Annotated in this window: 16 protein-coding genes; 8 read left to right on the top strand and 8 right to left on the bottom strand. The window is 63.5% G+C overall.

The features are described from left to right. Nucleotides 1-193 precede the first annotated feature (193 nt). From FEM01_RS04205 to FEM01_RS04190, 4 genes are all read left to right on the top strand, one after another. Nucleotides 194-1081: an EamA family transporter gene (locus tag FEM01_RS04205; protein WP_138218009.1), complete on the top strand. Its 888-nt coding sequence runs from the start codon at nucleotides 194-196 to the stop codon at nucleotides 1079-1081. Nucleotides 1082-1157: 76 nt separating this feature from the next. Next, on the top strand, nucleotides 1158-1478 hold the full coding sequence (locus FEM01_RS04200; RefSeq protein ID WP_138218008.1) for a YbjQ family protein: 321 nt from the start codon (nucleotides 1158-1160) through the stop codon (nucleotides 1476-1478). A gap of 142 nt (nucleotides 1479-1620) precedes the next feature. Then, complete coding sequence (locus FEM01_RS04195; protein ID WP_138218007.1) at nucleotides 1621-1809, top strand: hypothetical protein; 189 nt, start codon at nucleotides 1621-1623, stop codon at nucleotides 1807-1809. A 242-nt stretch (nucleotides 1810-2051) separates the two neighbouring features. After that, nucleotides 2052-2357 carry a hypothetical protein gene (locus FEM01_RS04190; protein WP_138218006.1) on the top strand — a complete coding sequence of 102 codons (306 nt, stop codon included), beginning with the start codon at nucleotides 2052-2054 and terminating at the stop codon, nucleotides 2355-2357. An 83-nt stretch (nucleotides 2358-2440) separates the two neighbouring features. Here the strand turns inward: FEM01_RS04190 and FEM01_RS04185 are convergent, their stop codons facing one another. The 4 genes from FEM01_RS04185 to FEM01_RS04170 all read right to left on the bottom strand — a co-directional run bounded on the left by FEM01_RS04185 (nucleotide 2441) and on the right by FEM01_RS04170 (nucleotide 5567). Further along, nucleotides 2441-2773, bottom strand: a complete 333-nt coding sequence (locus FEM01_RS04185; protein WP_138218005.1) for a hypothetical protein — start codon at nucleotides 2771-2773, stop codon at nucleotides 2441-2443. A gap of 307 nt (nucleotides 2774-3080) precedes the next feature. Continuing rightward, complete coding sequence (locus FEM01_RS04180; RefSeq protein WP_138218004.1) at nucleotides 3081-3704, bottom strand: glutathione S-transferase family protein; 624 nt, start codon at nucleotides 3702-3704, stop codon at nucleotides 3081-3083. Nucleotides 3705-3706: 2 nt separating this feature from the next. Beyond that, nucleotides 3707-4846, bottom strand: coding sequence for a class C beta-lactamase (gene ampC, locus FEM01_RS04175; protein ID WP_138218003.1), 1140 nt, complete (start codon nucleotides 4844-4846; stop codon nucleotides 3707-3709). A gap of 22 nt (nucleotides 4847-4868) precedes the next feature. Next, on the bottom strand, nucleotides 4869-5567 hold the full coding sequence (locus FEM01_RS04170; RefSeq protein WP_138218002.1) for a class I SAM-dependent methyltransferase: 699 nt from the start codon (nucleotides 5565-5567) through the stop codon (nucleotides 4869-4871). A gap of 139 nt (nucleotides 5568-5706) precedes the next feature. On the opposite strand from FEM01_RS04170, the gene FEM01_RS04165 reads away from it, so the two are divergent. The 3 genes from FEM01_RS04165 (at nucleotide 5707) to FEM01_RS04155 (ending at nucleotide 8524) form a co-directional block, all read left to right on the top strand. Then, complete coding sequence (locus tag FEM01_RS04165) at nucleotides 5707-6459, top strand: methyltransferase domain-containing protein (protein ID WP_138218001.1); 753 nt, start codon at nucleotides 5707-5709, stop codon at nucleotides 6457-6459. 136 nt (nucleotides 6460-6595) lie between these two features. Beyond that, on the top strand, nucleotides 6596-7570 hold the full coding sequence (locus FEM01_RS04160) for a quinone oxidoreductase family protein (protein ID WP_138218000.1): 975 nt from the start codon (nucleotides 6596-6598) through the stop codon (nucleotides 7568-7570). 18 nt (nucleotides 7571-7588) lie between these two features. Next, nucleotides 7589-8524 (top strand): LysR family transcriptional regulator, encoded by a 936-nt coding sequence (locus tag FEM01_RS04155; protein ID WP_138217999.1) that lies wholly within the window; start codon nucleotides 7589-7591, stop codon nucleotides 8522-8524. A gap of 114 nt (nucleotides 8525-8638) precedes the next feature. Here the strand turns inward: FEM01_RS04155 and FEM01_RS04150 are convergent, their stop codons facing one another. Beyond that, complete coding sequence (locus FEM01_RS04150; protein WP_138217998.1) at nucleotides 8639-8968, bottom strand: hypothetical protein; 330 nt, start codon at nucleotides 8966-8968, stop codon at nucleotides 8639-8641. A gap of 276 nt (nucleotides 8969-9244) precedes the next feature. Here FEM01_RS04150 and FEM01_RS04145 point away from each other — a divergent pair, with 276 nt between their 5' ends. Continuing rightward, nucleotides 9245-9994, top strand: a complete 750-nt coding sequence (locus FEM01_RS04145; protein ID WP_138217997.1) for a FadR/GntR family transcriptional regulator — start codon at nucleotides 9245-9247, stop codon at nucleotides 9992-9994. Nucleotides 9995-10065: 71 nt separating this feature from the next. Here the strand turns inward: FEM01_RS04145 and FEM01_RS04140 are convergent, their stop codons facing one another. From FEM01_RS04140 to FEM01_RS04130, 3 genes are all read right to left on the bottom strand, one after another. Then, a complete protein-coding gene (locus FEM01_RS04140) occupies nucleotides 10066-11646 on the bottom strand; it encodes an aldehyde dehydrogenase (NADP(+)) (RefSeq protein ID WP_138217996.1) in 1581 nt (526 codons plus the stop codon). A 102-nt stretch (nucleotides 11647-11748) separates the two neighbouring features. After that, nucleotides 11749-13302 (bottom strand): galactarate dehydratase, encoded by a 1554-nt coding sequence (gene garD / locus FEM01_RS04135; protein WP_138217995.1) that lies wholly within the window; start codon nucleotides 13300-13302, stop codon nucleotides 11749-11751. A 79-nt stretch (nucleotides 13303-13381) separates the two neighbouring features. Then, nucleotides 13382-14737, bottom strand: a complete 1356-nt coding sequence (locus FEM01_RS04130; protein WP_138217994.1) for an MFS transporter — start codon at nucleotides 14735-14737, stop codon at nucleotides 13382-13384. Between the last annotated feature and the right edge of the window lie 26 nt (nucleotides 14738-14763).

Genomic DNA, 14763 nt, shown 5'->3' with positions numbered 1-14763 from the left:
GGTGCTGATATGATCATGTATATACAAGTAAGGTCAAGCCGATGTTTGCGCGATTGGCGTGCAGGGGCGGGCGGGGCATCACAGCCTACTGTTATGCAAGGGTGCTGCGTAACTGTGCTGGTCCATGGTTCAGGAATAACCTTATGCTGTTTCCAAATATGTCTAGAACAAGCCTGAAGAAGGAATGCGTGCCATGCCACTCAAGGATCTGCTGATTGCCCTGGTGGTGATCATCGCCTGGGGCGTCAATTTCGTGGTGATCAAGGTCGGCCTCGATGGCTTGCCGCCGATGTTGCTGGGCGCCTTGCGCTTTGCTCTGGTGGCGTTCCCCGCTGTGCTGCTGGTCAAGCGCCCGAACTTGCCATGGCGCTGGCTTATCGCCTATGGCGCGACCATTTCGCTGGGCCAATTCGCGTTCTTGTTCCAGGCCATGTACAGCGGTATGCCACCGGGGCTGGCGTCGCTGGTGTTGCAATCGCAGGCGTTCTTCACCATGGGCTTCGCCGCGTTGTTTCTGGGTGAGCGCCTGCGCATGGCCGGTGTGCTGGGGCTCCTGGTGGCCGCCAGCGGCCTTGCGGTAATAGGCAGCGAAAACAGCAGCCACGTGCCACTGATCGCCTTGTTGCTGACATTGTGCGGGGGCGCGATGTGGGGCATGGGCAACATCATCACTCGGCGCTTCGGCAAGGTCGACCTGGTGGCGTTGGTGATCTGGGGTGGACTGATCCCGCCGCTGCCGTTCCTGGCGCTGTCGTGGTACTTGGAGGGGCCCGAGCGCATTGCTCATGCGCTGCTCAACATCAGTTGGAGTTCGGTGTTAGCGCTGATCTACCTGGCGTTCGTCGCCACCATGCTGGGGTACAGCCTGTGGAGTACGCTGTTGTCGCGTCACCCGGCAGGCAAGGTGGCGCCGTTCTCGCTGTTGGTCCCGGTGATTGGCCTGAGTTCCTCGGCGCTGCTGCTGGGCGAGCGTTTGAGTGCTGTCCAGGGCTGGGGCGCGTTGCTGGTGATGCTGGGGTTACTGATCAACGTGTTCGGACCGCGTTTGGGGCAGCGTCTGCGGGCGGCTACTGTACATTGATGCAGAGGTGGGCGAGCTCGCCCGCCTGAGGCTCTGTTAGACTCGCTCCCTTCGCCAGCCCAAGGGAGCGCCCGCCGTGATCATCTCAACCACCAGCCAGCTCGAAGGCCGCCCGGTTGCCGAATACCTCGGCGTGGTCAGCGCCGAATCGGTGCAGGGTATCAACTTCGTGCGCGATTTCTTTGCACGCTTTCGCGACGTCTTCGGTGGTCGTTCACAGACCCTGGAAAGCGCGCTGAAGCTTGCCCGCGAGCAGGCCACCGAAGAGTTGCAGACTCGGGCACGGCTGTTGCAGGCCGATGCTGTGCTGGGTGTCGACTTCGAGATCAGCATGCCCTCGGTGCAGGGTGGCATGGTCGTGGTGTTCGCCACCGGCACGGCGGTGCGCCTCAGGTAAGGCTAAGTGCCACTGGTCGGGCAAGGGGAAAATGTCCGATAGGTCTGCAAATGACCGGCTAGTCTAACTTCATCAGGGCCGCCGCTTAATTGGGCAAGCGCACTGCTTGCCGGCACGGTCACCAGTGGAGGGAGACAAGGGCATGAGCGAATCCTATTTCGAAGACATGAACGATTCATTTCCGATCAACAGCCAAGTGCGCTGCGGCCAAGCCGCGTTCCGCCTGGGCTTTGCCCACATGACCCTGGATGAATCGGAGCAGTTGCAACCTGCCCATTTGCAGCGCAGCAAGAAGGGCCGCTTCACCCCGCGTGTGCCCTCGAAAAAATGACCCACCTGCTGTTCACTTGAGATTGCTGGGGCTGCTGTGCGGCCCATTGCGACACAAGGCCGCTCCTGCACGGACGCTGTAGGGGCGGTTTTGTGCCGAGAGAGGGGCTGGATTACCGCCGAATGGTGGGGTTTTTCCTGCATTCGTTGATCCGGCGCATGGCTAGGACAGGTCGCTCTGGCCAACGTTACGGGTCTGTGGTTTTCTTGCGCGGCATTCGATCAGAGGGAGTATCGACGCCAATGCGAATCAGGGAAGAAACCTACTGGCAGTGGGCTGATGCACAGTTGCACAGCCGTAGCCACGACGAAGTGCTCAGCGATGGCACTAGCCTGGATGTGCAGGTGCGGTTGTCGCGCCTGGGGGCGACACAGTTGTTCCTCGGGATCTACGCGCGCAATGGCGGCGCGCTGTTGGAGGAGTACTACCCGGCGCGTCCTGGCGAAACCATGACCCGTGCGCTGGTGTGGGGCGTGGATCGGGTTCGGGCGTTGGCGACGGGCGCCTTGCCGATGCCCGGGCAAGTGCCTTGCCGGCGGCGGGCCTGAGAGTGAGCCTGAGGCGCTTGCCGCCGTCATGAAAAAGCCCGGCCTTGTGGGCCGGGCTAAGCGAGGATGAATGACGCGCCTTGTCAGTTCAGCGTGTCGATCACCTTGACGGCCTGATGCTCGCGGGCGTCGGGCCATTGTTGTTGCAGGGTCTGCAGAACGCGGCCGACGAAACCGGTGTCGGCGGCGGCCTTCTTGCCGACGTAGCCTTGGCCACGGCGGTAGACCTTGAAGCGGGCACGCATGCTCGGCATGTGCGATTCGAATTCAGCTTCGGCTGTGTTCGGCGGTAGGCGGTCCAGGCGGACTTCGCCGGTTTGGCTGACCCACAGCAGATGATCGTCCAGGCTGTCCTTGCGCGCGGCGAACAGCTGGGCCAATTGGTCAATAGTCGGATTGTTGTTCAAGTTCATCATAAAGCCCCCATTACTCTCATTCGTTGGTGAACAACGTTGTGAAGTTCACATTCGGCACTACACATGTAGCGCGCTAACCAAGGCTGCTACAGCAGCTTCGCAACAGGGGCTTTCTCACGCTGCCTTCTGGGCAGTTTCCCTCTCCACGAACGGCCTGCGTTACCGCGCAGGCCGTCTGGAACACCCTTGCCACCGCTCCCGATCAGGGAGACGGCCTCATCATGCACAAGGGCCAGGAGAGGCGTCAACAGTTTTGTAGTGAATATTTTTTATCACTACATCTTGTCCGACAATCCATCATCCGCCGTCAAACCAAGCCGTTGTCGCCATGTTCGAGGAAGCCTGGACGCTGACGCAGACGCGTGTGGTACGCCTCCAGTGCCGGCAGTTCCGGGCGCTGGGCAAGGGTGCGCCGCCAACGGTTCAGTGACAGCCCGATGACCACGTCGGCCAGGCTGAAATCGTTGCCAGCAACGTACGCGCCAGTAGCCTCCAGGCGCTGTTCCAGTAGCTGCATCCGGGCATTCCAGGTCGCGCAGCCGGCGGCCAGCAGTGCTGGATCCTGATGGGCGGGTGATTGGCGTACCAGCGACATGAACGGGTAGCGCCAGGCGTCGTTGAGGTCGGTGGCCTGCCAGTCCAGCCACTGATCCACCGCCGCGCGGGCACGCGGGGCGCTGGGGTACAGGTGTGCGCCGCCGTGCTGGTTGGCTAGGTAGCGGATGATGGTGTTGGATTCCCACAGCACGAAATCGCCGTCGACCACCACCGGCACCATGGCATTGGGGTTCAGGGCCAGAAATTGCGGTGCGTCCGTGGGCTGGAAACCGCTGCCCCAGTCCTCGCGCTGGTAGGGCAGTTGCAGTTCGGCGCAGGTCCATAACACCTTGCGTACGTTGATCGACGTGGCCTTGCCAAGGATTCTCAACATGTTCATTGCTCCAGACTCGAAAGAATGCGGTAAGCGGCACGCACGCGCGCATCATTGGGGTAGTTACGATTGGCCAGTAGCACGATGCCCATCTGCTTCGACGGCACGAACGCCAGGTAGGCGCCGAAGCCGTTGGTGGCGCCGGTCTTGTTGTACCAAGCGCTGGCTAGCGCGGGCAGTGCCGGGGTGAGCGCGCGGGTGGCCTGGGGCTCGCGGATCATCTGCGCGCTGTTGCCTGCGAGCAGGGTGCCTAGGCTGACGGGGTAGGGGTAGCGTTCCCAGCCCAGGCCTTGGGTCATGCTACCCACCTGGAAGTAGCCACCTTGGGTGAGGGCGATGGCCCGGCGCAGGGGCGCGTCCAATTCCTCTGGATGCAGTTGCAACTGCACGTAGCGCAGCAGGTCGCTGGCGCTGCTCTTGATGCCGTACGCCTGGTCGGCGTAGGGACCTGGGCCGACCCGCACCGGCTTGTCTTGCGCATCGTAGCCCTGGGCATACAGCCCTTGCTGCGCAAGTGGCACCTCTAGCCAGGTGTGTTGCAGGCCTAGTCGGGGAAGCACAGTGGCGCTCATCAGCTCGGCGAATGGCGTGTGCTGGGCGCGGGCGGCCAGGTCGCCGAACAGGCCCAGGCTCGGGTTCGAGTAGCAGCGCTGGGTGCCGTGCTCGCTGCGCCGTTGCCAGTGTTGAAAAAACGCCAAGGTTTGCGCGGGCGTCTGCACCGCCTCCGGGAATTGCAGCGGCAGGCAATCGCCGCTGTACGCCGCCAGCTCCAGTAGTGTGGCGCTGCCGATCGGTGTGCCGGCCAGGGCTGGCTGGTAGTGGCTGGCGCTGGCGGCGAGGTCGAGCTTGCCTTCGGTACTGGCCAGGGCTGCGAGGGTGGCGGTGAACGTCTTGCTCACCGAGCCTACTTCGAACAGCGTGTCACGTGTGACCGCTTGTTTATCGCGTTTGCTGGCCACGCCGTAGTTGAAGTAGTGGGCCTGGCCATTGGCGTAAACCGCCACGGCCAGGCCGGTGATACCGTGCTCGCGCATCAGTGGCTCGACCGTGCCATCGACCATGCTTTGCAGGTCGGCGGCCAGCAACGGTGGAGCGCTCAGCGCCAAGGCGCTGGCGATTAGTAGGGGGGTAAAACGAGGCATGCAGCGTTCCTTGGGCGGGCCGTTAGCCGATGACCCTATCGTTTGCCCGGCGTGCCTGACAAGACCGCGCCACCAACAACAGAGATTGTGGGGCCGGGCTTTGCGGATGCTGCGGTTCGCGTAACGCTTCAAGGTTGAAACCAGCCAGCGCCAAGGCATCGAGCCAACTGCCCAAGGTGCGCAAGTACCATGGCATGGGCTGCCAGTGTCCGCTGAAGCCTGCAAACGACTCTTCACGCCAGCCGTCTTGATAGAGGCCAGCTGCAGCCGCCCACGGATGCAGGGTCTGGATCACCAGTGCGCCGTCGGCTGTCAGTCGCCCGCGCAGGGCGCTGAGCAGCGGCACGATATCCTGCTGTAGCAGGGCAAAGTTGGCGCAGATCAGGTCGTAGTCATCACCGATATCGACACGGTTTTCTGCCAGTTGCTGGTAGCTGGCCAGGTGCACCGGTGCCGATCCTGCTGCCTGTGCAGCGGCCACCAGTTGCGCATCGCCATCGACGCCAACGGCCGTCACGCCGCGTTCGGTCAATGCCCGCAGCAGCCAGCCTTCGCCACAGCCCAGGTCGAGCACCCGTTGTGGGCCCAGGCCAAGCAAGGCTAGCAAAATGGCCTGGTCGGTCACCTGCTGGCGTGAAGCGATACTGCCTGAGCGCACGGCGTCGATCCAGGCGTGGGCATTGTGCTGCCAGCTCTGCAGCAGGTCGATGTCGGTGGGCATGGGCGCCTCCTTTACGGGTGAGGAACAAGGGTAGGCCATACTGCCGGCCTGGCACACGAGATCGACTACCCGAGTCACCAGCCTTGTATCTGGCGCCTGACCCTCGGCACACTGACACGTCCTCGAAAAGGAGCACGGCATGCCTGTGTCGAAAACGGATTTCACTACCCGTCTGTTGCAGGATGCGCAGATCGGCCCGGGCATGCGCGTGCTCGACGTCGGCTGTGGCCGCGGTGATGTGACTTGGTTGCTGGCCCGCCTGGTGGAATGCGACGGCGCTGTGGTGGGGGTCGATCAGGCCGAAGAGGCGCTGTTGATGGCGGCCCGACGCGACACACCCAAGGGGGCTGCACGACCTGAGTTCATCGTCGGCGACCTGCACGCGCTACCGGCTTCGCTGGGGTTGTTCGACGCCATTGTCGGGCGCCGGGTGCTGATGTATCAGGGCGATGCGGTCAAGGCCGTGCGGGCGTTGGCCCGGCTGCTGCTGCCCGGCGGCGTGATGGTGTTTCAGGAGCATGACAGCACCCTTACCCCGGCGAGCCTTGCGCCATTGCCTGTGCATCGCAAGGCCCAGCAGTGGCTGCGGCGCATGCTGGTGCACGAGGGGGCAGACCTGCACATTGGGTTCAACCTGCACCGGGTTTTCAGCGAGGCAGGGCTCCAGGTCGAGGACCTGCGTGCCGAGGCCCTGGTGCAAACGCCCAGTCACGCCTATGCGCTGGGCGATATCGTCCGTGCCTGCCTGCCGCGGATCATTGCCCATGGGGTGGCGACGGCGAGGCAGGTGGGTATCGATACCTTGCAGGCACGGCTCGATGCCGAGCGCTGCGCGTCGACGCAGATTTATCTGGGGGACATGGCGTTCGGGGTCGTGGCGCGCAAGGATTGAGCCGCGCTTGGCGGGGTGTGTCGGGCAGGGTGCATTGCTGTTTCTGATGCACGAATGATCTTCAGCAAGGGTCATTGTTCGGTTTGGTGCAGCGCTCTAGCCTGCCTGTACCTGCACAACCCTTGAGGAACCGAACATGGCCAAGCGAATCGTGCTGCAACAAACCGGCGACGTGGACGTGATGCAGCTGCAAGCGGTGTCCGAGCAACGGCCGGGACCGGGGGAGGTCTGGCTGGAACAGACTGCGATTGGGGTCAATCCGTTGGATGTGCTGCAACGCAAAGGCGTCGCGCCCTTACCGCTGCCTGCGGGCTTGGGCCTGGAGGGCGCAGGAAGGGTGACGGCGGTGGGGGCAGGGGTACTCAACGTGCAGGTGGGCGATCGCGTGGGGTATGCCACCGGCCCTGTGGGCAGCTACGCTTCGGCGCGGCTGTTCCCGGCTGAGCGCCTGGTCAAGCTCACGTCAGGGGTTAGTGACGAGCAGGCGGCGGCGGCCCTGTTCAAGGGCATCACCGCCCAGTACCTGCTGACCAGTACCTACCTGGTGGGGCCGAGAACGCAGGTGCTTATCTACGGTGCTGGCGGTGCGCTGGGGCAGTTGATGGTGCCATGGGCTCGACACCTGGGCGCCAGGGTGATTGGCGTGGTGTCGCGGCCGCAGAGTGTGGCCAGGGCTCAGGCGGCCGGTTGCGAGCATGTCTTGGTGTTCGACGCCGCGACCTTGGCGGCCGAGGTGCGTGAGCTGACTGGCGGGCAGGGGGTGGACGTGGTGTACGACAGCGTCGGCCGCGTCTCGCTGCAAGCCTCCCTGGACAGCCTGCGCCCGCGCGGTCTGTTGGTATCGTTCGGTGCCACCAGCGGAGCGCCGGCGGCCATCGAGATGGCCACCCTCAACGCCAAGGGCTCGCTGTTCGTCACGCGGCCATCCTTGGCTGCCCACACGGCCAGCGCCGAGGAGTACCAGGCTCGGGCGGACGCTGTGCTGGCGGCCCTGCAGGCGGGTATCATCCAGGCGCGGACCTGGCGCCGCTATCCGCTGGGCGAGGTTGCCAGGGCCCATGAGGATCTGGAACAAGGCCGTTCGGAAGGGGCGCTGGTACTCATTCCTTGAACCTGCACGAGCCTTGCCATGGACCCCTTCGACAGCCACCGAGCCGATGAACTGGCCACCCTGCTGGCCCTGCACGAGCAGGGTTCGTTCGCCGCTGCCGGGCGCCAGTTGGAGCGTCATCCCTCGGTGCTATCGCGCCGCCTTGGCGCACTGGAGCTACGCCTGGGTATCCGCCTGGTGGAGCGATCCACCCGGCAGTTGCGCTTCACCGATGAAGGTGAGCGGCTGGTGGAGCGCTTGCGCCATGCCGGCCGATTGATCGACGAAGCCGAACAGGAGGCCGCTCAGGGGGCTGCGCAGGTGCGTGGTCGTCTGCGCCTGGCGCTTCCGGCAGCCATGGGGCGCCGCTGGCTGAGCGCCGTAGTGGCCGATTTCGTGCTGGCCCACCCGCAGGTGTCGGTCGAGGCCGAATACGCCGACCGCTTCGTCGACCTGATCGGTGAAGGCTTCGATGCGGCCATCCGCATTGGCGAGCTGGCCGACAACCGCTTGGTGGCGAGCAAGCTGTGCGATCACCTGCGCATTCTGTGCGCTGCTCCTGACTACCTGGCACGTCTAGGCACTCCGCAGCAACCTGCTGAGCTTGCTGGGCACAATTGCCTGGGTTTCAGTGGGCTGCGCAGTTTCCCGGACTGGCGCCTGACCACTGCGGGGGAGCAGGTCAGCGTGAAGGTGGGCGGGTCGCTGCGCAGCAACGACAATGAAGCGCTGTTGGAGGCCGCGCGCCGTGGTGTGGGTATTCTGGCCGGTGGTGACTGGTTGATGGTGGATGACCTGCAAGCCGGTCGGCTGGTTCGTGTGCTGCCGGATTGGCAACTGGATGTGGCGGCGGGAATCTACCTGGTGCGCCCTTCGGCGCGCCTGAATACGGCAGCGTTACGGGCGTTCAAGGCCTGGTTGGAGGCCTGCTTCAAGAACGGCGCACCCTGGCGACGGGGTAATGCACGGATTTAGATTAGATTGTTTGCATAAGGTATTGATTTATAGCGATTTATTGATTCTTGAAAAGACATTCTGGATTCAATAAATCGCCTTAGGTATTTACTGTAACTATCTGATCTAAAGCATTTATTTCTTTGCGACGGCGTGTTGAGCGCATTGCTCGTAGTAGGTCTGCTTGATCGCTGCTGGCTTGAGCCGCGAACGGCTGTTGTAGGTCTGTTCGGTAATACCAAAGGCGGTCATGCGCATCCACGGTTTGGGGAACTTGCGCGCCTGTAGCTTCTTGCGCATGGCGTATTGGGTAACCCCGGAAAGCTTGGCCTGCTGGGCCTCGGCGGCGATCTGCGATCCCCAGCCACACACTTGGCGTTCGTTCTGGCTCAATGTCCGGGCCTGTGCGCCAGCGCTGGCAAAGGCCAGCAGGCAGCTGGCCACGGTTGCTAGAATTACCCGCATGTTGCTGTCCTAAGCGTCTGAAGGAGAAAGGAGTCTGATCGTTCTTGAGGGCGCCGGGGGCCACCACTTTGCCGCCAGGTGATGGGCATGCGCGGGGGGGGGTTTCGCAGCCGTTGGTGCGACACATTGCCAAGACCGTCAGCCGCAGTGCCGTGGGGCGTGCGTCATTTTACCAATGCCGCTGCAAACGCCTTGAAAAACCCTTGGATAGATATGTGATCGTACAACTGCATGCGCTATCATGGCGCCTGTCTATCACTACCAAATGTACAGGGCATGACAGAGCAGCAGGCACAGCCACGCACCCGACGCAAACCCCGCAGCCTGGCGCAGGAGCTGGTCACCGTGCTGACCGAGCGTATCCGCAGCGGCCAGCTCAAGCGCGGCGACAAGCTCCCGACCGAGTCGCAGATCATGGTCGAGGAAGGCGTCAGCCGTACCGTGGTGCGTGAAGCGATCTCGCGGTTGCAGGCCGCAGGCCAGGTCGAGACCCGCCACGGCATCGGTACCTTCGTACTGGATGCGCCGAGTACCGGCGGTTTTCGTATCGACCCTGCTACCATCGTCACCCTGCGCGAAGTGCTGTCGGTGCTGGAGTTGCGCATCGCCCTGGAGATCGAGTCCGCAGGCCTGGCCGCGCAACGGCGCAGCGAAGAGGAACTGGTGGGTATGCGCGCAGCGCTGGACGAACTCAACGAGGGGGCGGCGCACGCCTCCGATGCGGTATCGGCCGACTTCCAGTTCCACCTGCGCATCGCCCAGGCCAGTGGCAACCATTACTTCGCCGACATCATCCATCACCTGGGTACCAGCATCATTCCGCGCACTCGGCTCAATTCCGCGCGTCTGGCCCACGATGATCAGGCCCACTACATGGGCCGGCTGATGCACGAGCACGAAGCCATCTATGAAGCCATCGCCCGTGGCGACAGCGAGGGGGCGAAAATGGCCATGCGCCTGCACCTGAGCAACAGCCGCGAACGCCTGCGCCAGGCGCATGCCGAGGCCGAGGCGCAAAGAGCCTGAGTATCAGGCCCTTGCACTGGAAATAAGAAAGCCCCGCATCAGCGGGGCTTTCTTTCTTCGCTCAAGGACGATCAGATCGCCCCGTCGTTCCACTGCCCATTCACCAGTCGACGAATACCCAGCGGGTTGCCGTCACGCAGCGCCTCAGGCAGCAATGCCTGCGGGTAGTTCTGGTAGCACACCGGGCGCAGGAAGCGGTCGATGGCCAGGGTGCCGACCGAGGTGCCACGCGCATCGGAGGTGGCAGGGTATGGGCCACCGTGGACCATCGCATCGCACACCTCGACACCGGTCGGGTAACCGTTGACCAGGATCCGACCCACTTTCTCTTCCAGCAGTGGCACCAGCCAGGCGAAGGCTTCGAAGTCTTCCGGCTCGCCGATCAGCGTTGCAGTCAGTTGGCCGCGAAGGCCCAGCAGGGCGGCGCGCAGTTGCTCGTTGTCGGTCACTTCCACAGCCACCGTAGTCGGGCCGAACACTTCTTCCTGCAGCAGCGGGTCGGACTCTACCAGTAGGCGGGCATCGGCCTTGAACAGCTGGGCGCGGGCCTGGCTGCCTTCCTGGGGTTGACCGGCCAGGTGCTGAATACCGGCATGTGCGTGCAGGTGCTCCAGGCCGCCCACGTAGCTACGCAGGCCGCCTGCGTTGAGCATGGTCTGGCCGGCCTGTGCGTCCAGGTGCTGGCCAAGGTCAGTCAGCAGTTGGCTGAACGACGCCGATTGCAGGCCGATCACCATGCCAGGGTTGGTGCAGAACTGGCCTGCACCCATGCACACGGAACCGGCCAGTTCACGGGCGATGGCCTCGCCACGCTTGGCCAGGGCACCTGGCAGGATGATCACCGGGTTGATGCTCGACATTTCGGCGAACACCGGGATCGGCTGCGGGCGCTCGGCGGCGAGGCGGCACAGTGCATCGCCGCCGTTGAGCGAGCCGGTGAAGCCGACTGCCTGGATCGCAGGGTGCTTGACCAGCGCCTCGCCCACGCGGCTGCCGAAGATCATGTTGAACACGCCCTTGGGCATGCCGGTGCGCTCGGCGGCGCGGATGATCGCGGCGCCGACCAGGTCGGCGGTGGCCATGTGTCCGCTGTGGGCCTTGAACACCACTGGGCAACCTGCGGCGAACGCGGCGGCGGTGTCACCGCCTGCGGTGGAGAAGGCCAGTGGGAAGTTGCTGGCACCGAATACCGCGACCGGGCCTACGCCGATGCGCATCTGGCGCAGGTCAACGCGTGGCAGCGGCTGGCGCTCTGGCAGGGCTAGGTCGATGCGCGCACCGAGGAAGTCGCCCCGACGCAGCACTTGCGCGAACAGGCGCATCTGGCCGCTGGTGCGGCCGCGCTCACCTTGGATGCGGGCAGCAGGCAGTGCGGTTTCACGGCAGACGATGGCGACGAAACTGTCATCGAGCTCGTCCAGTTCGGCGGCGATGGCATCGAGGAACTCGGCGCGTCGGGCCGGGCTCATCTGGCGGAATTCGACGAAGGCAGCTTTGGCCGCAGTGGCGGCTTGGTCGACTTCGCTCTCGGTAGCCTGGGCGAAGCTGTAGGGCAGGGCTTCGCCGGTGGTGGCGTCCAGGCTTTGCAGACGCTGTGGGCCGGCGGCGCTGCGTGCGCCTGCGATGAAGTTGTGGCCGAGGATCTCAGGCATGGGGTGCTCCTGTAGAGATGAATGAATGTAGGCTATTTAGCTGGGCAAGCCCGTTCCCACAGGGGGGCGCGACACACTGGTAAATCGGGCAAGTCCGGGGCATCAGGTAATCGGTGCCGGGTTGAACAGGGTGATGTCGTTGTGCAGCCCGTGCTTTTCGGCCCAGGTCTGCTTGCGGCCGCTGGCCACGTCCAGGTAGTAGTGGAACAGCTCCCAGCCCAGCTCCTCGATGCTCGAACGGCCACTGGCGATGCGCCCGGCGTCGATGTCGATCAGGTCGGGCCAGCGCTGTGCCAGCTCGGTGCGGGTGCACACCTTGACCACTGGCGCCATGGCCAGTCCGTAGGGCGTGCCACGGCCGGTGGTGAAGACGTGCAGGTTCATGCCGGCAGCCAGTTGCAGGGTGCCGCAGACGAAGTCGCTGGCGGGGGTCGCGCAGAAAATCAGGCCCTTGCCCGAGACGCGCTCGCCTGGCCCAACCACACCCTGGATGGCGCCGCTGCCAGACTTGACGATCGAACCGAGGGATTTCTCGACGATGTTCGACAAGCCGCCTTTCTTGTTGCCTGGCGTGGTGTTGGCGCTGCGGTCGGCGGCGCCTTGTTGCAGGTAGCGGTCGTACCAGTCCATTTCACGGACCAACGCTTCGGCCACTTCCGGGGTCTGCGCGCGGGAGGTGAGCATGTAGATGGCGTCGCGTACCTCGGTCACTTCCGAGAACAATACCGTGGCGCCGGCGCGTACCAGCAGGTCGGCCGCATAGCCCAGCGCAGGGTTGGCGGTAATACCGCTGAAGGCGTCGCTGCCGCCGCACTGCATGCCCAGGATCAGCTCGCTGGCCGGTACGGTTTCACGGCGGCGCTGGTCGAGTTTCTTCAGGCGGGTTTCGGCCAGGCCCATGATCTGCTCGATCATTTCGGTGAAGCCCATGCTTGCGTCCTGTAAGCGGTACAGCCACGGCTCGCTGAGGTCCACCGACGGGTCGTTGTCGTGCATGACCTGGCTGGCTTGCAGTTTTTCGCAGCCCAGGCTGATCACCAGCGCTTCGCCGCCCAGGTTGGGATTGCGCGCCAGGTTGCGCACGGTACGGATCGGGATATAGGCGTCGCGGGCGTTGATCGCCACGCCGCAGCCGTAACTGTGGGTGAGGGCGACCACGTCATCGACGTTGGGGTACTTAGGCAGCAGCTCGCTGCGGATGCGCTTGACCGCAAAATCCAGCACGCCGGTCACGCACTGCACGGTGGTGGTGATGCCAAGGATGTTACGGGTGCCAACGGTGCCGTCGGCATTGCGGTAGCCTTCGAAAGTGAAACCTTCCAATGCGGGCAGGGCGGCGGGCACCGCGTCGCAGCGTGGCAGGCTGTCGAGTTCGGGTGCTGCGGGCATGTCGAGCTGATCTTCCTTGACCCAGCTGCCTTGGCGCAGTAGTTCGCGGGCGTAGCCGATAATCTGGCCGTAGCGGCGCACAGGGGCACCGGGTTGGATATCGACGGTGGCGACCTTGTGGCTTTGGGGTACGCCTTCGACCAGGGTCAGGCCATCGGCGAAACGGGCGCCTTCGCCCAGGCCACCGTCGTTGACCACCACCACGACGTTGTCGTCATCGTGCAGGCGGACGTAGCGGGGCGACTCGGAATGTTCGATCAACTGCATGGTCAGGCCCTTCTTGTCATTTCTTTCAGGCTTTATGTACGGCCGTCGGCGCCCTGTGCAGGGCGCCGACGTGTTTCACTCAATGGCGCGAGCTGGCCAGCTCAGCGCTCGGCGCTGCTTCTGGCGTTGCGGCGTCTTTCAGTTCGATGCGCTTGATCGGGCCGACGATCACCAGGTAGCTGAACACCGCCACCAGGGCATTGGCGCCCACGTATACCAGGGCCCATTTGAACGAGCCGGTGGCGCTGATGATGTAGCCGATGACGATCGGTGTGGTGATCGAGGCGATGTTGCCGAAGGTGTTGAACAGGCCACCGGACAACCCGGCGATCTGCTTGGGAGAGGTGTCGGCCACCACTGCCCAGCCCAGCGCGCCGATACCTTTACCGAAGAACGCCAAGGTCATGAAGCCCACCACCATCCACTCAGCGTCGACGTAGTTGCAGAACACCATGGTGGTCGAGAGCATCAGGCCGCAGACGATCGGCAGTTTGCGCGAGAAGGTCAGCGAGTTGCCACGGCGCAGCAGCCAGTCTGAGATCACCCCGCCCAGCACGCCACCGATGAAGCCGCATACCGCCGGCAGCGAGGCGATGAAGCCGGCCTTGAGGATGGTCATGCCGCGTTCCTGCACCAGGTAAACCGGGAACCAGGTGAGGAAGAAGTAAGTGATGGCGTTGATGCAGTACTGGCCCAGGTACACGCCCAGGAGCATGCGGCTGGTCAGCAGTTGCTTGATGTAGCCCCACTTCGGGCCGTCGTTGCCGCGCTTCTGGTCCATGTCGACCAGGCCGCCGTTGCTCTCGATGTGCTCAAGCTCACTGGCGCTGATGCGTGGGTGTTGGCGTGGGTTGTAGATGGTTTTCATCCACACTGCCGAGAACACGATGCCCAGCGAACCCATGACCACGAACACATGCTCCCAGCCGAAGCTGAACACGATCCAGCCCATGATGGGGGCGAACAGCGCGGTGGCGAAGTATTGCGCCGAGTTGAAGATCGCCGAGGCGGTGCCACGCTCCTGGGTTGGGAACCACGCAGCAACCACGCGTGCGTTACCAGGGAACGATGGGGCTTCGGCGAAGCCGACCAAAAAGCGCAGGGTGAACAAGGTCACCACTGCCCACGCCACCGGCAGGCCGCCGACGAAGCCTTGCAACAGGGTGAACAACGACCAGGTGAAAATGCTGAAGGCGTAGACGTTCTTGGAACCGAAACGGTCCAGCAACCAACCGCCTGGGATTTGACCAGCCACATAGGCCCAGCCAAAGGCGGAGAAAATGTAGCCGAGGGTGACGGCGTCGATGCCAAGGTCCTTTTGCAGGCTGGAACCTGCAATGGCGATGGTCGCGCGGTCTGCATAGTTGATGGTGGTTACCAGAAACAGCATCAACAGGATCAGGTAGCGTACATGCGTCTTTTGTTTCGCCTGCATGCTGAGTCCTCCCACTAGTTATTTTT

The organism is Pseudomonas mosselii, from assembly GCF_005796105.1.
GTDB classification, from domain to species: Bacteria; Pseudomonadota; Gammaproteobacteria; order Pseudomonadales; family Pseudomonadaceae; genus Aquipseudomonas; species Aquipseudomonas mosselii_C.
This window is presented reverse-complemented; position numbering and strand designations above follow the sequence as displayed.